General features: G+C 46.0%; 19 protein-coding genes. 5 read left to right on the top strand and 14 right to left on the bottom strand.

Annotated elements, in window-relative coordinates; all coding sequences use genetic code 11:
• Positions 1-401 precede the first annotated feature (401 nt).
• Positions 402-4,283 (bottom strand): phosphoribosylformylglycinamidine synthase, encoded by a 3,882-nt coding sequence (gene purL, locus L865_RS0101765; RefSeq protein ID WP_028771652.1) that lies wholly within the window; start codon positions 4,281-4,283, stop codon positions 402-404.
• Positions 4,284-4,611: 328 nt separating this feature from the next.
• Between purL and mltF the strand changes: the two genes are divergently transcribed.
• The gene (gene mltF / locus L865_RS0101760; RefSeq protein ID WP_028771651.1) at positions 4,612-6,042 is read left to right on the top strand and encodes a membrane-bound lytic murein transglycosylase MltF; all 1,431 of its coding nucleotides are present in this window, start codon (positions 4,612-4,614) and stop codon (positions 6,040-6,042) included.
• 519 nt (positions 6,043-6,561) lie between these two features.
• Here the strand turns inward: mltF and tadA are convergent.
• Positions 6,562-7,089: a tRNA adenosine(34) deaminase TadA gene (gene tadA, locus L865_RS0101755; protein WP_028771650.1), complete on the bottom strand. Its 528-nt coding sequence runs from the start codon at positions 7,087-7,089 to the stop codon at positions 6,562-6,564.
• Positions 7,090-7,210: 121 nt separating this feature from the next.
• Between tadA and L865_RS0101750 the strand changes: the two genes are divergently transcribed.
• Positions 7,211-8,071 (top strand): GGDEF domain-containing protein, encoded by an 861-nt coding sequence (locus L865_RS0101750; protein WP_028771649.1) that lies wholly within the window; start codon positions 7,211-7,213, stop codon positions 8,069-8,071.
• 80 nt (positions 8,072-8,151) lie between these two features.
• On the opposite strand, the gene guaA is transcribed toward L865_RS0101750, so the two are convergent.
• A complete protein-coding gene (guaA, locus tag L865_RS0101745; RefSeq protein ID WP_028771648.1) occupies positions 8,152-9,729 on the bottom strand; it encodes a glutamine-hydrolyzing GMP synthase in 1,578 nt (525 codons plus the stop codon).
• Between the two features lie 102 nt (positions 9,730-9,831).
• Complete coding sequence (gene guaB, locus L865_RS0101740; RefSeq protein ID WP_028771647.1) at positions 9,832-11,298, bottom strand: IMP dehydrogenase; 1,467 nt, start codon at positions 11,296-11,298, stop codon at positions 9,832-9,834.
• 119 nt (positions 11,299-11,417) lie between these two features.
• Here guaB and xseA point away from each other — a divergent pair, with 119 nt between their 5' ends.
• The gene (xseA, locus tag L865_RS0101735) at positions 11,418-12,746 is read left to right on the top strand and encodes an exodeoxyribonuclease VII large subunit (RefSeq protein ID WP_028771646.1); all 1,329 of its coding nucleotides are present in this window, start codon (positions 11,418-11,420) and stop codon (positions 12,744-12,746) included.
• A gap of 214 nt (positions 12,747-12,960) precedes the next feature.
• Here the strand turns inward: xseA and der are convergent, their stop codons facing one another.
• The 8 genes from der to rlmN form a co-directional block, all read right to left on the bottom strand.
• The gene (gene der / locus L865_RS0101730) at positions 12,961-14,430 is read right to left on the bottom strand and encodes a ribosome biogenesis GTPase Der (protein WP_028771645.1); all 1,470 of its coding nucleotides are present in this window, start codon (positions 14,428-14,430) and stop codon (positions 12,961-12,963) included.
• A gap of 95 nt (positions 14,431-14,525) precedes the next feature.
• On the bottom strand, positions 14,526-15,713 hold the full coding sequence (gene bamB, locus L865_RS0101725; RefSeq protein ID WP_028771644.1) for an outer membrane protein assembly factor BamB: 1,188 nt from the start codon (positions 15,711-15,713) through the stop codon (positions 14,526-14,528).
• An 11-nt stretch (positions 15,714-15,724) separates the two neighbouring features.
• Entirely contained in the window at positions 15,725-16,336 is a 612-nt protein-coding gene (locus tag L865_RS0101720; RefSeq protein ID WP_028771643.1) for a tetratricopeptide repeat protein, read from the bottom strand.
• A 13-nt stretch (positions 16,337-16,349) separates the two neighbouring features.
• Complete coding sequence (gene hisS, locus L865_RS0101715) at positions 16,350-17,624, bottom strand: histidine--tRNA ligase (protein WP_028771642.1); 1,275 nt, start codon at positions 17,622-17,624, stop codon at positions 16,350-16,352.
• Positions 17,625-17,763: 139 nt separating this feature from the next.
• Positions 17,764-18,879, bottom strand: coding sequence for a flavodoxin-dependent (E)-4-hydroxy-3-methylbut-2-enyl-diphosphate synthase (gene ispG, locus L865_RS0101710; protein ID WP_028771641.1), 1,116 nt, complete (start codon positions 18,877-18,879; stop codon positions 17,764-17,766).
• A gap of 28 nt (positions 18,880-18,907) precedes the next feature.
• Positions 18,908-19,894 carry a RodZ domain-containing protein gene (locus tag L865_RS0101705; RefSeq protein WP_028771640.1) on the bottom strand — a complete coding sequence of 329 codons (987 nt, stop codon included), beginning with the start codon at positions 19,892-19,894 and terminating at the stop codon, positions 18,908-18,910.
• Complete coding sequence (gene pilW, locus L865_RS0101700; RefSeq protein WP_028771639.1) at positions 19,894-20,682, bottom strand: type IV pilus biogenesis/stability protein PilW; 789 nt, start codon at positions 20,680-20,682, stop codon at positions 19,894-19,896. The genes L865_RS0101705 and pilW overlap by 1 nt, the downstream gene beginning before the upstream one ends.
• 32 nt (positions 20,683-20,714) lie before the next feature.
• Positions 20,715-21,836 carry a dual-specificity RNA methyltransferase RlmN gene (gene rlmN / locus L865_RS0101695; protein WP_028771638.1) on the bottom strand — a complete coding sequence of 374 codons (1,122 nt, stop codon included), beginning with the start codon at positions 21,834-21,836 and terminating at the stop codon, positions 20,715-20,717.
• A 285-nt stretch (positions 21,837-22,121) separates the two neighbouring features.
• Between rlmN and L865_RS0101690 the strand changes: the two genes are divergently transcribed.
• Positions 22,122-23,216: a CNNM domain-containing protein gene (locus L865_RS0101690; protein WP_028771637.1), complete on the top strand. Its 1,095-nt coding sequence runs from the start codon at positions 22,122-22,124 to the stop codon at positions 23,214-23,216.
• A gap of 147 nt (positions 23,217-23,363) precedes the next feature.
• Positions 23,364-25,100, top strand: coding sequence for a bifunctional metallophosphatase/5'-nucleotidase (locus tag L865_RS0101685; protein ID WP_028771636.1), 1,737 nt, complete (start codon positions 23,364-23,366; stop codon positions 25,098-25,100).
• 28 nt (positions 25,101-25,128) lie between these two features.
• Here the strand turns inward: L865_RS0101685 and L865_RS0101680 are convergent, their stop codons facing one another.
• Positions 25,129-25,611: a GNAT family N-acetyltransferase gene (locus tag L865_RS0101680; protein ID WP_028771635.1), complete on the bottom strand. Its 483-nt coding sequence runs from the start codon at positions 25,609-25,611 to the stop codon at positions 25,129-25,131.
• A gap of 78 nt (positions 25,612-25,689) precedes the next feature.
• Positions 25,690-25,992 carry a hypothetical protein gene (locus L865_RS0101675; protein WP_028771634.1) on the bottom strand — a complete coding sequence of 101 codons (303 nt, stop codon included), beginning with the start codon at positions 25,990-25,992 and terminating at the stop codon, positions 25,690-25,692.
• Positions 25,993-26,061 lie beyond the last annotated feature (69 nt).

The following is a 26,061-nucleotide window of genomic DNA, read 5'->3' as shown; positions in this document are numbered from 1 at the left end:
AGCTTTATACCGCTCGCGAGCTGTAATAACAGCAAGATAGACCCAATTGAAAGTTTTGTTAGCGCAAAACCGCCGCTTTAGCTCTTAGCAGTTAAAGCGGCTTTTTATTACCTCATTGCCTTAGAAAACCACTTATCAACAACACGCTAATTTAGCATAGCTTAATAAATCCTTGCGTGCGGCTCTAACTTCTTTACATTAATAAACCCGCGGTATTGTTGGTTTGAGTGCTGATGACTATAAAAGCCGTGTTTTGCTTCGTTTCAGTAAAGACTAATCAAAAAGGAACCAGCTAACTAGTTGGTTCAAAAGCGTAATTAATTACAAATTTCAGGCAATAAAAAACGGGCTTCGAAATTTCGAAGCCCGTTGCAAAACCAAAACGTTTTAGTAGGTTAAAACTAGCCTAAATTAGCACGCACGTTGCGGAACATACGCATCCATGGGCTATCCTCTCCCCACTCGTCAGGGTGCCATGAGTTAGCAACCGTTCTGAAAACACGCTCCGGGTGTGGCATCATAATCGTCACTCGACCATCTTCGCTACAAATGCCACTCAATGCATTCGGTGAACCATTGGGGTTTTGTGGATACTTAGTGGCTATTTGACCATTACCATCAACATATCGCAGTGCTATGGTACCAGATGCTTCTGCAGCAGCTTGAGCGCTGCTCGAGCTAAATTCAGCACGGCCTTCACCATGAGAAACAGCAATCGGCATTCTAGAGCCTTCCATGCCTTGGAAGAACAATGATGGGCTCTTCTGCACTTCAACTAAACTAAAGCGCGCTTCAAAACGCTCTGAGCGGTTAGTAACGAAGTGTGGCCAATGTTCGGTACCTGGAATGATATCTTTAAGGTTTGACAACATTTGGCAACCATTACACACCCCCAAAGAGAAGCTGTCTTCACGCTCAAAGAAACGGGTAAACTGCTCTCGAGCACGGGCATTAAATAGAATCGATTTAGCCCAACCTTCACCAGCGCCCAGTACGTCACCGTAAGAGAAACCACCACATGCCGCGAGGCCTTGGAAGTCATCGAGGCTAATGCGACCGCTGAGCACGTCACTCATGTGCACATCACGACTTTCAAAGCCCGCACGATCAAATGCCGCCGCCATCTCTAAATGAGAGTTAACGCCCTGCTCGCGTAAAATCGCCATCTTCGGCGCTGCACCTTTAAGAATGTAAGGTGCTGCAATGTCCTCACTCGGGTCAAAGGTCAAATCAACCGTTAAACCAGGCTCTTGCGGATCTTGCTTTAACTCAAACTCTTCTTTGGCACATTCTGGGTTATCACGTAGCGCTTGCATACGATAGGTCGTTTCAGCCCAGATGGTACGTAACTCTGTACGCGACTCAGACAATAAAGATTGCTGACCATCTTTAATAGTGATGGTGTCTCCTGTGACTAGCGTACCAATTTGGTGAACAGTCACACCAGCGTCACTGAACAATGCACTAATAGCAGCGGCTTTATCTTTCGATACTTGCAGCACACCGCCTAACTCTTCGTTAAACAGTTGCTCAACAGCCGTGCCTGATAAGCTTGCTAAATTGATATCTAAACCAACATTACCAGCAAAGGCCATTTCCACTAGAGTGGTAAACAAGCCACCGTCACTGCGGTCGTGGTAAGCAATCACATCACGGTTCGCGACTAGCGGCTGCATCACTTCAAAGAAGCCACGTAACTGCGTTGCGCTATCTAGATCGGGCGCTGTATCACCTAGCTCACCATAAACTTGAGCCAGTGCCGAGCCACCCATGCGGTTTTTGCCATTGCCTAAGTCAACCAGTAGCAGTTCAGTGTCACCTTTATCACTGCGAAGCTCAGGGGTCACGGTATTACGAATGTCTTGAACCGCGCCAAATGCTGTAATCACCAATGACATTGGTGATGTCACCGTTTTATCAACACCTTGGTCTTGCCAAGCTGTTTTCATCGACATTGAATCTTTACCAACAGGGATGGTTAGATCTAGCTCTGGACATAGCTCTTCACCGACGGCTTTTACAGCCTCGTAAAGGCCAGCGTCTTCACCAGGGTGACCTGCTGCTGACATCCAGTTAGCTGACAACTTAATGCGTTTAAGTGCACCAATGTCAGTACCTGCAATGTTTAAAATTGATTCTGCCACCGCCATACGTGCCGATGCACCGAAATCGAGTAGTGCTAATGGGGTACGCTCACCCATCGACATGGCTTCACCGGTGTACGAGTCAAAACTCGAAGCGGTTACCGCGCAATCTGCAACAGGGACTTGCCATGGGCCGACCATTTGATCGCGGTTAACTAAACCGGTCACACTACGATCGCCAATGGTAATAAGGAAGGTTTTCTCAGCGACAGTAGGAAGACGTAACACTCGGCGTACTGCGTCTTTAATATCGACCTGAGTTTGATCAAGTGCCGGTGACTGTGCTTTAGCAGACACAACATCACGGCTCATCTTGGGCGCTTTACCTAACAGCACTTCAAGTGGTAAATCAATCGGCTTGTTGTCAAAGTGCTCATCGCTTAATGACAGGTGACGTTCTTCTGTTGCCACACCGACAACCGCAAATGGTGCGCGTTCGCGCTCACAGATAGCAGTAAATGTATCGAGGTTTTCTGGTGCAACTGACATCACATAGCGCTCTTGTGATTCATTACACCAAATCTCTAGTGGGCTCATGCCTGGCTCATCAGAAGGCACATTACGTAGCTCAAACTTACCGCCACGCTCACCATCGTCTACCAGCTCAGGGAAGGCATTGGATAACCCGCCTGCACCCACATCATGGATAAACTGAATAGGGTTATCATCACCCATCTGCCAACAGCGATCGATCACCTCTTGACAGCGACGCTCCATCTCTGGGTTTTCACGCTGCACTGAAGCAAAATCTAAATCTTCGCTTGATTGACCCGATGCCATAGAAGAAGCCGCGCCGCCACCCAGACCGATGTTCATGGCAGGGCCGCCTAATACGATAAGCTTGGCACCGACGGTAATCTCGCCTTTTTGTACATGCTCTTCGCGAATATTACCTAAACCACCCGCCAACATGATTGGCTTGTGATAACCGCGCATCTCTACGCCATTGTGGCTGCTGACTTCCTGCTCATAGGTACGGAAATAACCTAATAATGCTGGACGACCGAACTCATTGTTAAATGCCGCGCCACCAAGTGGGCCTTCGGTCATAATATCTAATGCGTTAACAATGCGATCTGGCTTGCCATAATCCCCTTCCCAAGGTTGAACAAAACCTGGGATTTTTAGATTGGAGACACTGAAGCCAGTTAAACCCGCTTTAGGTTTAGAACCACGACCTGTTGCCCCTTCATCGCGGATTTCACCGCCTGAACCGGTTGCTGCACCAGGATACGGACTAATAGCCGTTGGGTGGTTATGAGTCTCGACCTTCATCAAAATATGCATGGGTTCAGTGTGATAAGCATACACACCGTCTTGCTCTGGGAAGAAGCGCCCTGCGACACTACCTTCCATTACGGCGGCGTTATCTTTATACGCTGACAACACATGCTCAGGCGTTTTCTCAAAGGTGTTTTTAATCATTTTGAACAATGACTTTGGCTGTACTTCACCATCAATTGTCCAATCTGCATTAAAGATTTTATGACGGCAATGCTCAGAGTTAGCCTGAGCGAACATCATTAATTCAACATCGTTGGGGTTACGACCAAGGCGAACAAAGTTCTCTACCAAGTAGTCGATTTCATCAGGTGCTAACGCTAAACCCAATTCAACATTCGCCTGCTCTAAGGCACGCTTACCTTCACCTAACACATTCACGCTGGTGAACTTAGCTGGCTCTGTGCGCGCAAACAGCACAGCTGCTTGTTCAAACTCAGGTAAAATCACTTCAACCATGCGGTCATGCAGCAATCCATTGAGGATTTGCTGTTGCTCAGCGCTCAACGCCTCACCTTGCACATAGTATGCAACACCGCGCTCAAGACGTTTTACTTTGTCTAGACCACAGTTATGGGCGATATCGGTAGCTTTTGACGACCAAGGAGAGATAGTGCCAGGACGAGGGGTCACGAAATAAAGCGCACCGGCTGGTGCATGAGCTTCAATCGCAGGTCCGTAAGTCAGCAACTTGGCAAGTTGTTGCTGCTCATTTTCCTCTAAAGATTCAGTTAAATCAGCTAAATGGATAAACTCAGCGTAGATATCAGTTACTGGCAAATCAGCACTTTTACATGCTTCCATAAGCTTTTGAACTCTAAACGCTGATAATGCTGGGGCTCCGCGGATGATCTCCATCACGTCTATTCACCTTATAAATTATAATTGCAGGGTCAGATCTGGGCGCTATTATAGGGAAATGTCACCGACAAATCACCCGTGTTCTAACCTCAAAACAAAGTTTCCTGTCATAAAAAAAGGTCAGCGAATAAAAAAAACCATCAATTGACAAACAATCTCGGTTAACTCAACATTTATGGCACATAATTAGAGCTGAGATAGTTGTCAGCTTAGGCAAAGGATAAGCCGCTGCGTCAGGGACTAATAGGCAATTATTGAGTTGCGATAAGCTGTGATATAATTCACCGCTGGGCTCAATAAAAACCATTGATAAGACACTAATTTAATGAAAAAACTCTTGCTAATTCTCACCACCATTTTGTTACTGGCAGCCTGCCAGCCTGTGGTTGTGGAATCAGCAAAGCAAGTTGAACCCACCATCAAAACCCACCTCAACGTCGGCACCCTATATGGCTCGCAAATTTTTGTCACAACAGGCCAAGGCGAAGCAGGTTTTGATTATGAGATGGCAAGCAAGTTTGCTCACTATCTTGGTTTAGAGCTCAACATGAAAGCTTACGGTAATATTGGCGAGCTGTACGCTGCGCTGAACAATGGCGAAGTGGACCTACTTGCTGCCGGTTTAACCGATACCGACCATCGTCGCCAACATTTTCGGTTAGGTCCACCGTTATATTATGTCAATCAACTGCTGGTCTATAAACAGGGAACCCGCGCGCCTAAAGATATCTCCGAGTTAGACGATGTCATAACAGTGATCAGCGACTCATCCTTTGTTGAAACACTGGCCAACTTACAAAAACTCTACCCCGAACTGGTTTGGAATCAGGAGTCAGACAAGGACAGTGAAGAACTGCTGGGTATGATAGCCCGCGATGAAATCAGCTATACCATTGCCGATTCAACCACCTTTGAGATCAGTCGTCGCTTTATGCCTGAACTACGCCCCGGCCCCGTACTAAGAGAGAAACAACCGGTAGTCTGGCTATTACCGTCACAAAATAGCGACAAGTTAATGAGTGATTTGCTCAGCTTTTGGCATGGAGAGCGCCTAGCCGGTACCTTAGCCCACCTCAATGAAAAGTATTTTGCTCATGTTAAGCGATTTGATTATGTTGATACCCGCGCCTTTTTGCGGGCAATTGATAGCAAATTACCAAAATACAAAGACCAGTTTATCAAATATGCTGGCGATATTGACTGGCGAAAACTGGCGGCCACCGCTTATCAAGAATCCCACTGGAATCCAAACGCACGTTCGCCCACTGGCGTGCGCGGTTTGATGATGCTAACACTGCCTACTGCTAAACAAGTGGGCATTAGTAATCGCCTTGACCCCATGCAAAGTATTAAAGGTGGTGCCAAATACCTTAACGATATACTTAAGCGTCTACCGGATTCAATTCCAGAAAACCAGCGCATGTGGTTTGCCTTAGCCTCATACAATATTGGCTATGGCCATGTTGAAGACGCCCGACGCATAGCCCAAGGCATGGGATTAAACCCCAGTGCTTGGCGCGATTTAAAACAGGTGCTGCCTTTATTGCACAAGCGCAAGTACTATCAAAAAACCCGCTATGGTTATGCTCGAGGTAACGAAGCGGTGCATTACGTAGACAGTATTCGCCGTTACTACGACACCTTAGTGTGGATAGACAACCAGAACCAACAGCTTGAATCTGTACCTAATGCAACCGATACACAAACGGCAGACTCAGCTTCGGACTCAGAGTTAGTTGGCGCTCAACCTCAATAACTCACTAAGTACATACATCGCTCATAGTATTGGGCTAAATGGCTTTGTGATTTTGATGTGGCTCAGGATCTGGCTCAAGGTGAAATCTGCACATAATCGATGCAACGTCACAATTTCGTCATCAAATTCAACTAAGCTAGCCAGTAGCGGCAATCTAATATGTATGGACTCACTACATTAGCTGTAAATTGTGAACCCGAGCACGTATCATTAGCAATGGATGTCGCTATAATGCGGCCGTGAATACCCTGGCAAATCGTTGCGAAAAGTGCAGCTATAAGGGTATTTTAATTGGAGGATAATATGCGTAGAAAAACCTTAAATAATATGGCTTCTCGTCGCCGAACCCAGATGAAAAATCGTCACCAACGAACCCTTAATCGTCAAAAACAGTTCTTTGTTTTTATTAAGCCTTCGGAATAATACCAGCAACACAAGTAGAGCATATGATCTGGCAAGGACGGGGTCATGCTCTACCTAGTTAGCCCCTCAGAACCGTTGCCAAAGTGACCACCGCAATCAGGTATTTTTAGCTGCCGCCTTTAAGGCTTTTTTCTCTTTGCGTCGACGACGAAAAAAACTACTTAATTGCTCAGCACACGCTTCAGCCAATACGCCGGATGTGACTTCCAATTGATGATTAAAATCGCTGTGACGCACAAGATCTAATACTGTTCCCGCTGCACCCGTTTTCTGATCTGTTGCCCCAAATACTAATCGCTTAATTCGAGCATGTACCATTGCCCCGGCGCACATTGCACAAGGCTCCAAAGTGACATACAAGGTAGTGTCGAGCAGTCGGTAATTGCTCAGCACTTTGCCCGCCGCTTTTATGCAATCAATTTCGGCATGGGCACACGGATCATGATGGCTAATGCTCAAGTTATATCCCGTTGCAATCACCTCATTATCTTTAACCAACACCGCGCCTACCGGCACCTCACCGCGCGCTTCGGCCTCATTGGCCTGCTCCATGGCCAGCGCCATAAAGTATTGATCTTTTTCTACCTGAGTGAATTCTTCACTAAAGACTGGGCTCTGATTCATATTCGATAGTAACTATTAAAATGGGCTCGCAAATACTGCGGCAATATTACCATAAACAAAGGCTACGATAACGATTTAGTGACTATACTGATAATAATAACCACCGTTAGAGAGCGTAATAGTGCTACCAAGATTTGCCAATCAACTGATGGCGCTATTAGTCGCCGCTTTATTTTCTGGTTTACTTATTTTGTCTACTAGCACCAATACTAGCCCCCATACTATTGAACTCAGTAGTGAGATAGTTCGCAGTTTGATCTGTGCCATTTTGATGTTTTATATCGAACGCACAAAAGCGCAAACCTTTATCTACTTGCCATTACTCTTCGGTTTCATCTTGCTATTTTATGGTACCTGGTTAAATGCACTAGATGATCTGTTGATGATTGAACATCGCTCGATTGATTTAACTGAAGATATGCTAATAACGCTTGGCTTAATTTTGACGTTATTGGGTATCATCAATTGGACGCAACACTACCAACAACAAATATCAAAATTAGAGCAACAGTCACAGCAAGACCCACTAACCCAGGCGCTCAATCGACAAGGGATATTAAAGAAACTAGCCAACGCTGAACAACAGCAGCGCCCTCTTACTATCATGGTGATGAGTATCGACCACTTCAAACAGATCACCCGCAGTTATGGCTATGCGTTAGGGGACAAGTTGGTGTGTTTGATTTATCAAGAGCTACAAGCGCTACAACCAGATAACAGTGACATTGGCCGCTGGAGTGATGATGAATTTTTACTGCTCTATCCGCTGACAGATAAACAGCATGTCACCAAATTGGCTCAGCATATTGCCCAACATATGGAGTCATCGGTGTTTACCCCGGCGAATACGCTGATTTCAGTAACGGTATGTATTGGTGCAGCAGCAGGACAACACTTAGCGGTAGAAGACAATATCAAGCTGGTAGAAAATGCGCTCTATCATGCACAGCAATCAGGTCACAATCAAATATCAATCATCTGATTAGGTTGGTGCGACATCGAGACTCAATAATGCCGCTCATAAAAAAAGGGGCTAATGCCCCTTTTTAATTTCTTATATGACTATTCCCACTCAATGGTCGCAGGCGGCTTACCAGAGATATCGTAAACCACACGAGAAATACCATCGATTTCGTTGATGATACGATTTGAGACTCTGCCGAGGAAGTCATATGGCAGATGTGCCCAATGGGCAGTCATAAAGTCAATAGTTTCAACAGCACGTAAAGACACAACCCAGTCATACTTACGGCCATCACCCATCACACCCACCGAACGCACCGGTAGGAATACGGTAAAGGCTTGACTCACTTTATGGTATAGCTCAGCTTTATGAAGCTCTTCAATGAAAATAGCATCAGCACGGCGAAGTAAATCGCAGTACTCTTTTTTCACTTCACCAAGTACACGTACACCAAGACCCGGTCCTGGGAATGGGTGGCGATAAAGCATGTTGTATGGCAAACCAAGCTCTAAACCAATTTTACGTACTTCATCTTTAAACAGTTCACGTAGTGGCTCAACTAGGCCTAACTCCATATCATCAGGTAAGCCACCCACATTATGGTGAGACTTAATAACATGCGCTTTACCCGTGGCACTGCCCGCAGACTCAATCACATCAGGATAAATTGTACCTTGTGCTAGCCATTTAGCATTAACACATTTCTTCGACTCTTCATCGAAGATATCCACGAATACATGGCCGATAATCTTACGTTTAGCTTCTGGTTCGGCTTCGCCCGCCAACGCATCTAAGAAGCGATTTTCAGCATCAACATGTACAATGTTCAATCCAAAATGGTCACCGAACATTTCCAACACTTGGTCGGCTTCATTCAGGCGTAGCAGGCCATTGTCGACAAACACACAGGTCAGCTTATCGCCAATAGCACGATGTAATAGCATCGCCACTACTGATGAATCGACGCCACCTGACAAACCTAGAATCACTTCATCGTCGCCAATTTGCTGCTTCAAGCGCTCAATGGCATCATCGATAATTGAAGCGGGTTTCCAATTGGCTTCACATTGACAAATATCCAAAGCAAAATGCTCAAGCATACGCTTACCCTGGCGAGTATGTGTCACCTCTGGGTGGAATTGCACACCATAGAACTGCTTATCTTCATTGGCCATTGCCGCGAAAGGACAAGTATCGGTATTGGCAACTGCCACAAAGCCCGCTGGAATTTCAGAGACTTTATCACCATGGCTCATCCACACATCAAGTAGTGGTTTGCCCGCTGGGCTTACCGCATCTTCAATGGCTTTAAACAAGGCTGACTCAGTTTGTACCTCAACTTGAGCGTAACCAAACTCGCCTTCACCCACACCTTGAATAACTTTACCACCCAGCTGCTCTGACATGGTTTGCATGCCATAACAGATACCCAATACAGGTACGCCTGCATTAAAAACGTACTCAGGCGCACGAGGTGAATTAGCAGCGGTTACACTTTCTGGTCCGCCGGCAAGAATAATCCCGTTAGGTGCGAACCCTTTAATCTGTTCTTCAGATACGTCCCACGCCCACAATTCACAGTAGACACCGATTTCACGAATTCGGCGGGCAATCAATTGCGTGTACTGAGATCCAAAATCAAGAATGAGGATCTTATGATCATGAATATTGCTCATGGATAACCTTTTATCTTTAGTCTTACTAATTGGTCAATTATGGCGATGGGTCATCACCATAAAGATACAAATTGGGCGACACTCAGTGTCGCCCAATGCTAATTAAGAACCGCTACGGTAGTTAGGCGCTTCTTTGCTGATGGTGACATCATGTACGTGGGATTCACCCATACCTGCTGAAGTCACTTTAACAAATTCCGCTTTCTCGTTTAGGTCTTTGATTGTCGGACAACCCGTTAAGCCCATGCAAGAACGTAAACCGCCCATATGCTGATGGATGATCTCTTTCAGCTTACCTTTGTAAGGTACGCGACCTTCAATCCCTTCAGGAACAAGTTTGTCAGCCGCATTATCGCTTTGGAAATAGCGGTCTGATGAACCTTGAGTCATGGCGCCTAGTGAGCCCATACCACGGTATGATTTGTAAGCACGGCCGTTATAAAGTTCAGTTTCACCTGGCGCTTCATCGGTACCGGCAAACATAGAACCAGCCATAATGCATGATGCGCCAGCTGCCAAAGCTTTGGCTAAATCACCAGAGAAGCGAATGCCACCATCGGCAATGACTGGAATACCTAAATCTTTTACCGCTGCTGCAGCATCAGATACGGCGGTAATTTGCGGTACACCCACACCGGTGACAATACGAGTAGTACAAATAGAACCAGGACCAATACCCACTTTAACCGCGTCAACACCGGCTTCTACCAGCGCTAATGCACCTTCTGCGGTAGCAACGTTACCGCCAACAATTTGCAGCTCTGGGTATTTAGCACGTGTATCACGAATACGCTGTAATACACCTTCTGAGTGACCGTGAGAAGAATCAATCAATAACACGTCAATACCCGCTTTAACAAGGGCATCGACACGTTCTTCATTACCGGCACCGGCACCAACTGCTGCACCAACACGTAAGCGACCTAACTCATCTTTACATGCGTTTGGTTTACGCTCGGCTTTTTGGAAATCTTTAACCGTGATAAGCCCTTTAAGCTTAAAGTTATCGTCTACAACCAATACTTTTTCAACACGGTGGGCGTGCATTAACTTTTGCACTTCGTCCAATGGTGTGCCTTCAGACACAGTCACTAAACGATCTTTTGGGGTCATCACTTGATCAACAGTACGACTCCAATCAGTGATAAAGCGCACGTCACGGCCAGTAATAATACCCACTAGTTCATTAGCTTCATTGACGACTGGATAGCCGGCAAAGCCATTTTTCTTAGTGAGAATTTTCAAATCTTCTAGCGTGGTTGTCGGCGTCACAGTCACTGGCTGTTGAACGATACCCGCTTCATAGATTTTTACTTGGCGAACTTCCTCGGCTTGCTGCTCAATGCTCATGTTTTTATGGATAAAACCAATACCGCCTTCTTGCGCCATAGCGATAGCTAAGCGTGCTTCAGTCACGGTATCCATCGCGGCCGAAACAATAGGCATATTTAGTTCGATCTTTTTGGTTAAACGAGTCTTAAGAACAGCAGTGTTAGGGAGTACAGTCGAGTGTGCAGGGACAAGCAATACATCATCAAAGGTAAGTGCTTCTTTTTTTAGGCGTAGCATGGCAACATCTCCCCATGTAGGTGTGATAAGAGGTAAAATATTGCGGCGGGATTATACCTTGCATATTGGGCTTGGTAAATGGAAAATAGGAAAAAAGTCGCTTTAGATGCAAAATTCTTATGAAAATGCCGAAAAATAATGTTTACACCGTGTCTCGCCTCAATGGTGAAGTCAGACAACTTCTGGAAGGTGAGCTGGGTAAAGTCTGGTTAGAAGCTGAAATATCGAATTTTGCATCACCGGCATCAGGGCATTGGTATCTAACCTTAAAAGATAGTCATGCGCAAATACGCTCAGCCATGTTTAAAGGCCGCAATCGCAGCGTCACTTTTAGGCCTGCCAATGGTCAGCAAGTGTTGGTTAAAGGGGCTATCAGTGTTTACGAGCCCCGCGGCGATTATCAGCTAATCATTGAGTCCATGCTGCCAGCAGGTGATGGTCTGTTAGCCCAGCAATACGAAGCGTTGAAAATGAAACTGGCTGCCGAAGGCTTATTTGCCATGGACACCAAACGTCCCCTGCCCAGCAGTATCACCCGTATCGGCGTCGTCACCTCACCTACGGGCGCCGCAATTAAAGATATTTTACATGTACTTGCAAGGCGCGACGCTTCTGTTGAAGTGATTATCTACCCAACTGCGGTGCAAGGCGCTGACGCCGATAAAGACATTTGCCGCGCTATTAACACCGCCAATCAACGCCAAGAAGTTGATGTGCTGCTTGTTAGCCGCGGCGGTGGCTCGTTAGAAGATTTATGGTGCTTTAACAGTGAAGCCCTTGCTCACACTATTTATAACAGCGGTATTCCGGTGGTCAGTGCCGTCGGTCATGAAGTCGACCACACCATTAGCGACTATGTGGCCGACTTGCGAGCCCCTACCCCGTCAGCCGGTGCAGAGCTACTGTCTGCAGACGCGGATAACAAAGCCCAGCACCTAGGCAACAAACAACGTCAACTTGCCCAAGCTTGGCAGCATTATCAACTGCGCCAAGCCCAGCGTGCTAGTACCCTTGAGCATCGACTTACGCGGCTGGACCCAAAAAGGCGCTTGCAGCAATATGAACAGACCTTTGACGAAATGCAGCTTAGGCTCACCAACGCCTTACAAAGCCAAATACATAGCCTAACCCTTAAGCAGCAAAATTTGAGTTTACGGCTCAATAACCAGAGCCCAAGCTATCAACTTGATCAAGCACAAACACAGCTAGCGACATTATCTACACGTTTAAATAAAGCGCTGACTCAGCATATGAAGGACAAACAGCTGCAGATCCAAACAGCGGCACATCAATTGGAAGCGGTCAGTCCACTGGCGACCCTAAGCCGAGGTTATAGTATCAGCCAAGACAGCCAAGGCAAGGTGCTGCAAGACAGTAACGAGGTGGTCAGTGGCGATATCATCACCACCACATTACTTAAAGGTAAAGTGACATCTAAAGTTCAGTAGCTGCCGGGCTGCAAACGGTAGTGGATTCATGGCAATGAATTAGAAAGTGAGTCTAGATTGAGTCGCTTTCATAGGATAATTCAATCAAGCAATGGACTTTTAATACAGTATAGAACGACAAGCTACTTGCTACTGATCGATCTTTAAACGCCGTGCATCAGACAACAAAAAGCCAGCTACATAGCTGGCTTTTTTAATGGTAATAGCGAAGTAATTACTTCTTCTTATCCTTGATGTGGCTCATCATGCGTTTACGACGACGCTCTTGGCTCACAGTCAGCTTTTTGGTGTTCATCCCTTCAAATGGGTTACCACCTTCTTGGAAGCGCACCTGAATAGGTGTCCCCATCACTTTTAGTGAACGACGATAGTAATTCATCATAAAGCGCTTGTAAGAGTCTGGTAGCTTCTTAACTTGGTTACCATGCACAACCACTATGGGTGGGTTATAACCCCCCGCATGGGCGTATTTGAGTTTCACACGACGGCCATTAACCAGCGGTGGCTGATGATCGTCTTGCGCCATCTGCATAATACGGGTCAGCATAGAAGTGCTCACGCGGCGAGTGGCGCTCTCGTAAGCTTCTTGGACTGACTCAAATAAGTGTCCTACGCCAGTGCCGTGTAGCGCTGAGATAAAGTGAATGCGGGCAAAGTCGATAAAGCCAAGACGACGATCTAGTTCGCTCTTAACACGCTCTTTGACCTCTTGGTCAATACCATCCCACTTGTTAACCGCAATCACTAACGCACGCCCAGCATTAAGTGCAAAGCCAAGTAATCCTAAATCTTGTTCCGCAATGCCTTCACGGGCATCAACAATTAGCAGTACCACGTTGGCGTCTTCTACCGCCTTAAGCGTTTTAATCACCGAAAACTTTTCAACGGTTTCATGTACCTTACTGCGACGACGTACACCAGCAGTATCGATAATGACGTACTCTTGGCCATCACGCTCAAGGGGAATATAAATACTGTCACGGGTGGTGCCTGGCGCATCATAAACCACGACACGTTCTTCACCTAAAATACGATTCGTTAGCGTTGATTTACCCACATTAGGCTTACCGATAATGGCTAACTTAATTGGCAAGTCTTGCAAGCGCTGCTGTTCAGCTTCCGCTTCTTCTTCGGTATATTCGCGCTCGTCCGCTTGTTCTTCACCTTCATCTTCACGCTTAATCCCCATGGCTTCGGCATAAGGTGTTAGCGCGTACTCAATCATGTTGGTTACGCCGCGGCCTTGCGAAGCGGCCATTTGGTAGACTTCACCTAGGCCTAACGCCCAAAACTCAGCACAGGCTGAATCAGCATCGATGCCATCAACTTTATTGGCAACCACAAAGGTGACTTTCTCGCGGCGGCGTAGATGCTCAGCGATAGCTTCATCTGCCGCGGTTAGGCCCGCGCGTGCATCGGTTAAGAACAACACCACATCCGCTTCTTCAATGGCAGCAAGTGATTGCTCGGCCATCCGCGTTTCAATGCCTTCTTCAGTGCCATCAATACCACCAGTATCAACAACAATAAACTCATAACCTGAAAGATGAGCTCGGCCATACTTACGATCCCGAGTAAGTCCTGGGTAGTCTGCAACAAGTGCATCACGAGTACGTGTCAGTCGATTAAATAGCGTCGACTTACCTACGTTTGGTCGACCTACTAGGGCCACTACTGGAATCATTTTCTTGCCTCTAATTCTACAAAACTTACTGAATATCAAAAATAAAAAACCCCCAGAACAAACGTCTAGGGGTTTTAAAACCTAATCCGCTTATTTTAAGGGAGCGTTATTCTAGCGACTTTTCCGTCCCGCGTCTGTAAATAGATGCGATCATCTACAACAACCGGCTGGGTGAACAGTCCAGAACTGTCAACTTGAATACGGCCAACTATTTTACCAGTAGCGCGTTCAAGGAAATGCAAGTAACCTTCAAAGTCACCTACTACAATATAATCTTTATAAGCCGCCGCTGACGTTAAACCACGGTTAGTCAGCTCAGTATTACTCCAAGACTCTAGACCGTTACGTCTATCTACTGCATAAACTCGGCTATGATCGTCAACTAAAATCAAGTTTAGACCTGACATTGCTAGCTCATTAAAGCTTGAGTACTTACGTGTCCAAACTACACGGCCTGAACGAAGCTCCATTGACACTAAGTTGCCATTATAGCTGACCGCATAGAGGTTCTCACCTAGGATTAGCGGTTGCATATCTACATCGGCCATGCGCGTAAACTCATTGCCACCCGTTGGGGTATATACCGCTTGCTCCCATGCTGCTTGGCCATTGTCTTTGATCACAACTGCAATTTTGCCTTCTGCAGTACCAACAAAGAACCCACCCGCTTCGTAGCTGGCAGAACCTGTACCGCGTAAAGTTAACGTAGGCAGCTTAGTTTCATAGGTCCATAACTTCTCGCCATCGTCAATATTGAACGCTTCAAGATTACCTGAACCGGTATTGACCACAACAACATCATCACCCACTGTTGGTGCCGAAAGCAGCTCACTGCTGGCCATGACATGCCATTTGGTTTCACCGGTTTCTGCGTCAAGCGCGCCAAATAAGCCGCTTTCACCGCCAATAAACACGGTGTTTCTTGCGACCGTCACACCGGCTGCTAAACGCGCACCTTTATTTTTAGCTAACAGGTTATCTTTAAAAGCAGAGCTAATGTCTTTGCTCCACACTCTCTCACCTGTGGCCTCATCAAAGGCAACGATTTCGCCAAAACGATCGGCAACATATAGTTTGTCATAGCGTACGGTTGGACGAAGGTTAGAGTAATAATCACCTACCCCTTCGCCTACCTGAGTGCTCCAACTTATCTCAGGGAAAACAGTCGCTTCGATTTCCGTTAATTCACTGACCACTTCCTCTTCAACATCACTTGAAGAACAAGCCGATAACAGGCCGATACTTAATCCGCAGGCAAGCAGCGTTTTACACCAAGACTTCATGGGCAGCTTCCTTATGCCTTGTTCAGATTATCAAGCTTCATTTGCAATGCTGGGCTAGTTGTCAAACCGCCATTATCAATCGCAGCTTGGTAGACAGATTTTGCTTTATCAGCGTCACCCTGACGCACTAAAAAGTCACCTTTAAGCTCATCACGTTGAGCCGCAAATGACGGTGCTGATACTGAGTCTAATGTGGTGATTGCAGTCGCCAATTGACCTTGCTCAGCTTGAACACGTGCAAGACGCAGTGTTGCTACCATCACTAAACTCTCTTCAGGTTTGGCAGCTAACACACGTTTAAGCGCCTCTTCTGCTTTACCTAGCTCACCCGCATCTACAGCCGCTTTTGCCACTAATAGGTCAAGCAAAGACTGGTAGCCTTGCTGAGAGTGATTTTTAGCAAAACTCTCAGCAGCTGTTAGCATAGAAGCTGAGTTAACACTGGCAGCTTGAAACGCTTCTGACGCTGCTTGCGCTTGCGCGACTTGATGATCTGAATAATAGTTCCAGCCATATAGGCCACCAAAGCCTATGACCGCACCACCAATAATTGAGGTGCCATAATCTTTCCAGAACTGTTTGATAGCATCGACTTGTTGTTCTTCTGTGCTATAAATTTCCACGTATACTTCCCCTTTAAATCAGTTCTGCTAAATGAGTTGCCAACGCATCACGTGCAACTAATTGTTGTTCTTTATCTTCACGCAAGTATTTAAGTGCGACTTGGTTGTTGGCTAGTTCGTTTTCACCAATCACCAATGCCACCTGGGCACCGCTTTTATCTGCGCGTTTCATCTGTTTCTTAAAGTTACCACCACCGCAATGGCTCATTACCTTAAGTGTTGGTAGTGCATCACGCAAGCTTTGAGCAATTTTTATCGCTTCAACCTTACAAGCATCGCCCATCGCAGTCACATAAACATCGACAGGACCTTTAACATCGTCAGTTAAAGATAATGTCTCAAGCATCAATACAATGCGCTCAAGCCCCATGGCAAAACCAACGGCTGGGGTATCTTTACCTCCAAGCTGGCCAACAAGGCCATCGTAGCGACCACCTGCCAACACGGTACCTTGAGCCCCCAGACTGTCAGTCACCCACTCAAATACCGTGCGGTTATAGTAATCTAAACCGCGCACTAGACGTGGATTGATTTTGTATTGGATGCCAACAGCGTCAAGTAGTTCACATAAATGTGCAAAATGCGCTTTGGTTTCTTCACCGAGATAATCATCTAGTGCTGGTGCATCTACCAATACTGCTTGAATTTCTGCATTTTTGGTATCGAGTACACGCAGCGGGTTAGTGTACATACGACGCTTAGCATCTTCATCAAGAACATCTTGATGCTGCTCAAGAAAGGCAATTAATGCATCACGATAAACACTGCGCTCTTGCGGATCGCCCAAAGTATTGAGCTCTAGCGTCACATGGTCAGTGATCCCGAGCTTTTGCCATAAGCGCGCAGACATCATCAGCACTTCTGCGTCCATGTCTGCACTTGGAATACCGTAGATTTCTACACCAAACTGGTGGAACTGGCGGTAACGCCCTTTCTGAGGACGCTCGTGGCGGAACATGGGGCCCATGTACCATAATCTTTGCTCTTGATTGTAAAGCAAGCCATGTTCGTTACCGGCACGCACGGTCGATGCGGTACCTTCTGGGCGTAAGGTTAAATAGTCACCGTTACGATCTTCAAAGGTATACATCTCTTTTTCGACAATATCGGTCACTTCACCAATAGAGCGCTTGAAAAGGTCGGTACTTTCAACAATTGGCGTGCGAATTTCACTGTAGCCATAAGATGCTACGGTTTCACGCAATACTGTTTCTAACTTTTGCCACAAAGGGCTTTGAGTGGGCAGAATGTCATTCATTCCGCGAATCGCTTGGATCTGTTTTGCCACGTTATGACTCATCCGACTTAAACTAAAAAATAAAAAGCGCCCCGCATTATAGGCGCTTCAATACTAAACGCAAAACTGGCTTGTACGCCAGTATCGCTAGCCACCACTGCAAATAATTGGGCGGTGACTCGCAGGCGTATTACTTAGAAATATCCTTAGCAGGAATACGCTCATCGATCATAGCGACCTTGGCGCGAATCTTTGCTTCTAACGAATCAACAATGTTGTCGTTATCAAAACGTTCTTTCTGGCGAACACCGTCGTCGTAATAACCGCTCTTACGATTACCACCAGTAAGGCCAATATCTGATACCAGCGCTTCACCTGGGCCGTTAACTACGCAGCCAATAATGGACACATCCATCGGCGTCACCACATCTTCAAGGCGCTGCTCTAACTCATTGACTGTCGCAATCACATCAAATTCTTGACGAGAACAAGAGGGGCAAGCAATAAAGTTAATGCCACGGGAGCGAATACGCAGTGACTTTAAAATATCAAAACCCACTTTAATCTCTTCAACCGGATCGGCCGCGAGTGAGATACGCAGTGTGTCACCAATACCTTCAGCCAATAACATCCCAAGACCAACAGCAGACTTCACCGAACCTGCGCGTGCACCACCAGCCTCGGTAATACCTAAATGTAAAGGCTGCTTGATCTGTTTTGCCAATAAACGATAGGACTCTACCGCTAAAAACACATCGGATGCTTTAACACTGACTTTAAATTGATCGAAGTTAAGCCTATCTAAAATATCCACATGGCGCATCGCTGACTCAAGCAGTGCTTCAGGCGTCGGCTCTTTGTACTTGTCCATTAGATCTTTCTCTAATGAACCGCCGTTGACCCCAATACGAATAGGGATATTTTTGTCTCTCGCACATTCAACAACGCTGCGAATACGCTCTTCATTACCGATATTACCGGGATTGATGCGCAAACAGTCAACGCCATACTCGGCAACCTTTAACGCGATTCGATAATCAAAATGAATATCGGCAATCAATGGAATATTGGTTTGCTGCTTGATTAACTTAAACGCTTCAGCGGCGTCCATCGTTGGCACAGAAACCCTAACGAGATCAGCACCGACATTCTCTAAAGACTTAATTTGAGCGACCGTTGCTGCCACGTCGGTAGTACGGGTGTTCGTCATCGACTGCACAGCAATAGGCGCACCGTCACCGATAGGGACATCGCCAACATATATACGAGTGGATGGTCGGCGGATAATGGGTGATTCGTTATACATGATCAATTTACTCTATTTCAATCAAGCTCTACTGCACATTTGGCAAGGTTAAGCGCGCGACACGCCCACTTGGATATTGCGCCAAATTTACCGGCTGATCGTTTAATTTTAACTGCACAACTTGTGGTGCACCTAAAGTTATATTAAATGGCGCCTGTCCGCTGACATTGTGTTCACTGCCAGCCAATTTTAAATCGTTAATCAGCACCTTGCCTTGGGCATCTTTTACCTGGATCCAGCAGTCACCATCAAGTACTAGGCTCAACTGCCCCAATGAGCTATCACTCATGGCGATCTGGCTGGCCGCTGATTGCTCAGCATCTTGATGAGTCGCCGGTTGTGAAGGGGCTGCATCCTGAGCGACTGCATCTTGAGTTGCCATTTGCACTGCGCTGTCATTTGACATTGCTGCATCATCGGCTTCAGTGGCGTCGCTGCCTGCGGCCACTTGCTCTACTATGTCAAATGCATTGGGCGTGATACTGGCATGCAGCAAACCATCTGCTGGCATTTGCGGGTCTGTTGTGTCTTGGGCATTAATCTCAGCAACTTCTTCAACGGTTGGCTTGGAGAAATCGATACCGGACAGCATATTAGATTTTTGTACCCACCAAAGCACAAGCAGTGCCAGTAATATGGCAACAATAAGATAGGTCACCAGCATAAAACGGCCATCACGGGCCTGACGGCTAGTTTTGCGAGAAAAGCTTTGCATCTCTGGGTCGGCGATAGGCGGGAACTGCTTGGCGACACATTGATCGACCACGGTTTGCTCTGCGCAAACTAGTCGAGCGTAGTTTTTAATATACCCTTTGACATAGATGGTCGACCCCATGTCATCAAAGTCATCAGCTTCTATATCTTTTACTATGCCGGGTCGAAGATTCAGTGATTTAGCAACTTGCTCTATCGACAAGCTCTTTTGGTTTCGTGCAGCCGCCAGCACCTCGCCGATGGTCAACGTATCAGTGGCTTCGGCTTTGTCATCTAGCATATCGATCTGTTTATCTGTCATTAGTGCATACTTGCTCGATATTGCTTAGCCTCTTCAGATGCTGGAAATTTTGCCAGGAGTAAAATACCAAATTTACGCGCGGCTTCCGTATCGTTTAGGCCATGCTCAATTTCAATTCCTAAAGCTAAACTCTCTGCGGACTCAGGTATTACACGGTGGTAGCGTGCGAGTCCCTGTTTAGCTTGCTGATAATTCTGTAGCTCAAGTTCTATCTCGGTTAGCTCCAACAAAGAAACACTTCTTCGTGGGTCGTACTTCAGCGCCATACCGAAATATTGTTGTGCTTTGTCTAAGTCACCGGATTTTCGACTACATATGCCCAAGTTTTCATAACTTGAAGCGGAACGGGTGTACTTAGGCATTTTGACCGCGCGCAGAAACATTCGTTCTGACTCGGCATACTTTTCTTGCTGGCATAAAAATACGCCAAAGTTGTTCATTGAGTCGCCTGTCGCATCACTGGCATTGATCGCACGACGATATGCCTTCTCTGTCAGCTCAAGCTCTCCGACAGACTGGTAGTAATACGCCATAGCCACATGCACATCTTCAAGGTTAGGAGCAAACTCTTCGGCTTTATCTAAGTTATACTTAGCCTGTTCGCTATTACCTTTTTGAAGGTACATCAAGCCCAATTGTACCCGTTGTCTCGCAGCGGCGGAATTATCAAACTCACGCTCTGTGACGGGCACATCAGTACCGCTATAAGTGCGTTCGGTGACACAACCCGTCATCAGTACCGATGACAGGGCAACAATAACAGATAATTTTTGCACACTTAGGTTCATCAGTGGGCCTATCTAACTTAAGATACAATGAGTTAGTTTATTGTGACCGATATTTGATTATCTTGCATGCGTTTTTTCGCTAAACGTTTGGTTCTATCGCGAATGTCCCCTGCAAGCTGACCACAAGCGGCATCAATATCATCACCTCGAGTTTTACGTACAATCACCGTTAAGCCGTATTCCATCAGTACTTTAGAGAAACGATCGATACGTGAATTAGACGAACGACCATAAGGCGAACCTGGATATGGGTTAAACGGAATTAGATTGATCTTACAAGGTGTATCTTTCATCACTTTAGCTAATTCGTGTGCTTGGTCCGTGCTATCATTGATATGATCGAGCATGACATATTCCACCGTCACTTTACCTCGATTAGCGTTTGACTTAGCTAAGTAGCGGCGAATTCCGGCTAAAAAGTCCTCTAATGGATACTTTTTATTCACTGGCACTAACACATCACGCAGCTCGTCATTCGGTGCATGAATACTTACCGCTAAAGCCACATCTAGCGCGTCACCAAGCTTATCAAGTGCTGGCACCACACCGGAGGTCGATACTGTCACGCGGCGTTTAGACAAACTGAAACCAAAATCATCCAGCATAATATCAATAGCAGGTATGACGTTATTTAGGTTCAGTAGCGGCTCACCCATTCCCATCATCACCACATTTGAGATCGGACGATCACCGGTCTCTTTTTGAAAACCTAAAAAGTGCGATACTCGCCAAACTTGGCCAACAATTTCTGAGACGGTGAGGTTACGGTTGAAACCTTGCTGCGCAGTTGAGCAGAAAGTACATTCTAGTGCACAGCCAACTTGAGAAGACACACATAAGGTCGCTCGGTCTTCTTCAGGAATATAAACCGTTTCGACTTCCTGGCCTTGACCAACATTAATAGCAAACTTGATGGTGCCATCGTTTGACTTTTGGTAGCTGGAAATTTCCGGTGCGACAATTTCACAACGCGCCGCAAGCTTTGCTCGTAGCACTTTGTTTATATTAGTCATTTCTTCGAAGTCGCTAACACCAAAATGATAAATCCACTTCATCAATTGATCGGCACGAAAAGGTTTTTCACCCATTTCAGTAAATAACGCTCTTAATCCTTTACGATCAAGATCCAATAAATTGATTTTTTTCTCACTCATTTTGCACAACCTCAACACGAAAACCCGCCACAGGGCGGCGAATTATACAGACTCCCATTCATTATAGCTAGCATCTCGCTAACATGGGTTGCCGAGTAAAAGCCATATTTAAGCTAGGGCTTTACCGATTAATTGCTGCCATATTGGCCTATAAAAGCTGGGCTATTGATTGGCATTTGATGAATAATGTTTAATCGATAAATATGTTAAGTACTTTTTAGAGACTGTGATAGAATCCGATCAAGCTAATATTGGCTTGATACTCGGAGTTGTTCTTCCACCCACATGGTCACCCTCATTGTTATTATCCTTGTTGCTATCGGGATATCATTTCTTTGTAGTGTTTTTGAAGCTGTTCTACTGTCTGTCACCCCAAGCTATATTGCGACATTAGGTCAAACTAATGCCACAGCGGCTGATCGATTAAATCGACAAAAAGCCAATGTTGAGTCGCCTCTAGTGTCTATCTTGACCCTCAATACCATTGCCCACACCGTAGGTGCTGCCGTTGCCGGTGCGCAAGCTGCGAAAGTATTTGGTGATGAGATGCTTGGCGTATTCTCAGGCGTACTGACTTTTCTGATTTTATTCTTTTCAGAGATCATCCCAAAAACACTGGGCGCCAACTATTGGCGTTCGCTCGCGCCAACCGTCTCTTATGCTCTGATGTGGATGGAGCGCCTAACTAAACCGTTAATTTGGATGTCACAACAAGTGACGCAATTAATGGGTAAAGGTGATGAAGGCCAGTATATCCGCCAAGAAATGAGTGCTATGGCCAAAATTGGTCAAGAGTCGGGCGAGCTTGATGAGCAAGAGTCACAAATTTTAACCCAGATGTTGTCGGTTAAAGAGATGCCTGTTACTGCAATTATGACACCGCGAACCGTGATGTTTAGCCTGCCAAGTGACATGACTCAGGAAGAATTTGCCACTTTACATAAGGCCAAACCTTTTACTCGGATTCCTATTTATCATAATGAACCTGACGATATCATCGGTTTCATTAATCGCAATGACATTCTATTGGCCGAGCGACAAACACCGCAGAGCCGCATTTTGGACTTAAAACGTAGTTTGATTGTCGTACCTGAAACGGCAAAAATTCTCCCGTTATTTGAGCTTATGATTAAGCGAAATACCAAAATGGCAATGGTTGTTGATGAATACGGCAGCGGTCAAGGTATTGTCACCTTAGAAGATATTATTGAATCTTTGCTTGGGTTAGAAATTGTCGACAGTAACGATCCTGTGACTGATATGCAGCAACTGGCGCGTAAGCTATGGAAACGCCGCATGAAGCACAAAGGTATTCGATTATCATCAGACGGGGAATTTGACTCTTACGTTGAATCACCGCAAACAGAAAAAGACAGCTAGTCTTTATTCTGACAACAAGGGAGCTGCGGCTCCCTTTTTTATTACCAAATGCAATGCAACTCCAAAGCGGATGCTAAGGTGTAAAATTCTTAGGTTGGCCCCCAAAAGCTATGGTAAACTTTGCGGCCGCGTTATTTGAGGCAATTTATGACTACTTACTCGCTTTCACTGGCCCACATCAATGATACCCACTCACATTTTGATCCTAACCATGTGCAGTTTGATGTGCAGCTAAACGATAAGCAGTTTGAAGTTTATAGTCATAGTGGCGGTGCCGCGCGTATTGCCTATCAAGTTGCCCAAGCACGAAAGTTGGCCCAAGAGAAACAGCAGCACTTTCTATTTCTGCATGGCGGTGACAGTTTTCAGGGCACGTTGTACTTCAACCAGTTTAAAGGTAAAGCCAACGCTCACCTGCTTAATTTATTGGCCCCTGATGCGATGGTTTTGGGTAACCATGAAATTGATGCCGGCAATGCCCCGGTAAGCGATTTTCTTAACAATATTCAATTCCCGTTGCTGGCAGGCAATATGGACTTAAGCGCAGAAGATGCTACTAAAGCCCATAAACTCGCTAATCACCCTAACTTATACGACTACGATCCGCAGCTAGGTATTGCCAACTATATTGTGCAACCTTTTTACGATGAGCAACTCGCGATTGTCGGTATTACCCTCGATCAGATGAAACAGATTGCTCGACCCGATGCCGATACCGAGTTTGTCAATGCTGTGGCAACGGTGCGGCAAACAATTGAGCATCTGCACCAGCAAAATATCAAGCACATCGTCGTGCTCAGCCATTTAGGTATTATTCAAGACCGCGAGCTTGCCGAACAAGTCGACGGCATAAGCTTAATTGTTGGCGGGCATAGTCACACCTTACAGGGCGATTTTAGTCAGCTTGGCCTAAGTGCCTCACCCTACGGTGAAATACGCAATCACACCCCGATTGTGCAGGCGGGTAAATACGCCGAAACCATCGGATTAGCCGAGATAATTTTTGACAGCCATGGCAAAGTCACCCCACTTACCGGTGACAACTACTTCATGCTGGATAAGACCTTTTTAGCTGAATCAGCTCAAGGAGTCACCCAGATAGAGCAGCAACAACTGGCCGACCTTTTAGCGGCTAAAGCTAATTTATTAGGGGATGATAGCTGTAATGACATACAGCATGTGATTGACCTGCATTACCGCCCCGCAATTGATGCCATGGAGCATCAGGTACTCGGTTTTATACCACGTAATCTCGTCCATACTCGATTACCAAGCAAAGCCCTGCCCCATGGCAGTGAGATTGCACCGTGGATCTGTAAGAGCATTTACCATCAAGTGCATCGTCACCATTGCAAGGTCGACTTTGTACTGCATAATGCTGGCGGCGTGCGCCAGTCCTTAAATAAAGGTCAGCTCACCTTAGCAGATGTATTAGGCCGAATTTTGCCATTTGATCTGCCTTTGGTTAAGTACCGCATTAAAGGTCAATATTTAATTGAAGCACTGGAATCTGCCATTAATAGTGCCACCAACAATAGTGTCACAGGCACTGGCGCGGGTAGCTTTCCTTATACTTATGGGGTGCGTTATTTCTATGATGGCCGCCAAGGCATCGGCCAACGTATCGTAAAAGTAGAAATACTCAGTCATCAACAAACTGATACGTGGATCGCGATTGACCCCAATCAGTTTTACCATGGCGTATCATCCGCCTATACCACCTCAGGCAAAGAAGGTTATAGCCCATTGCTAAAGGCATGCTGGCAACGCACACTAGCTGGGGTCACCCTGCCATCTGCATTTATCGCCTATATGCAAGAACAACATATTGATGAAGCACTGAGCCCACAGGTTAACTATTTAAGCCACTCCTTAGCCGACTAGCTAACTCATTACCAGGTTTATAACCGCATCAGGTTAAGTTTTTATACAGCGCAAACCCAGCAATCACTTCACCGTTTTTTTGCTGGTAACGCCTATGATGCAGTTGAAAACCTTGACGGATAAACACCGGCTTAGACATCGCGGATGCATCGACAGTTATTTGCCGGTACCCTTGCTCAATTGCCCATTGCTGCACCTGCACGATAAGTGCAGTGGCAATGCCTTGGTGTTGGTATTGCGGTAGAACATACAAACTATCGATATAACCGCGAGAATGAAAATGGGTTTCCATGTTGATAAAGCCCACGCATCGCCCAGCAACAATTGCTAGCCAGCTACGAGTTTGGCTTAAGCGCTTGCGCCAGTGATAGGTTGAGCGCGGCGCAGCAGACCAAGCATTGAGTTGCGCTGTAGTGTAAAACTCGCCCACATAGCTGTGCACGGCCTGATGATACAATGGGCCTATCTGCTCTGCGTACTGTTTATCAAACTCCACTAACTCAAAATTCATCGCCGCGCCTTGTCACTATCGCACATAAAAAAACGGCGTTAATAGTAAACTACTAACGCCGTTTTAAATAATTCGGGATTATTTTTTATCAATACGACCAACAAACAGTAGCTCGTCAAAAGTACGATCTAGCGTTTTACTGGTGAAGTCGTTCATCCACATCTGTTCTTGAACAACGACGGTATCGCCTTTGCTGATCTCAACTTGTGGGCCAGCAGCCCAAAAAGTCTTGTCTGAATCTTTAATTTGCACATAGGTATAACCACCACCGTTCATGGTATCGACAACGGTACCTTCATGAACAACACCTGCAGCCCATGCACTTGAAATACCCAACGCAAGCGTTGCCACAGCCGCTAGTTTGACCAATTTAGCTATCATTACAATTTCCTTAACGATTTAGATTTGCCAATTATTAAAGCACGCACTCGATAATAAATCTCTATCTAA

This window comes from Shewanella waksmanii ATCC BAA-643 (genome assembly GCF_000518805.1).
Lineage (GTDB): Bacteria > Pseudomonadota > Gammaproteobacteria > Enterobacterales > Shewanellaceae > Shewanella > Shewanella waksmanii.
This window is presented reverse-complemented; position numbering and strand designations above follow the sequence as displayed.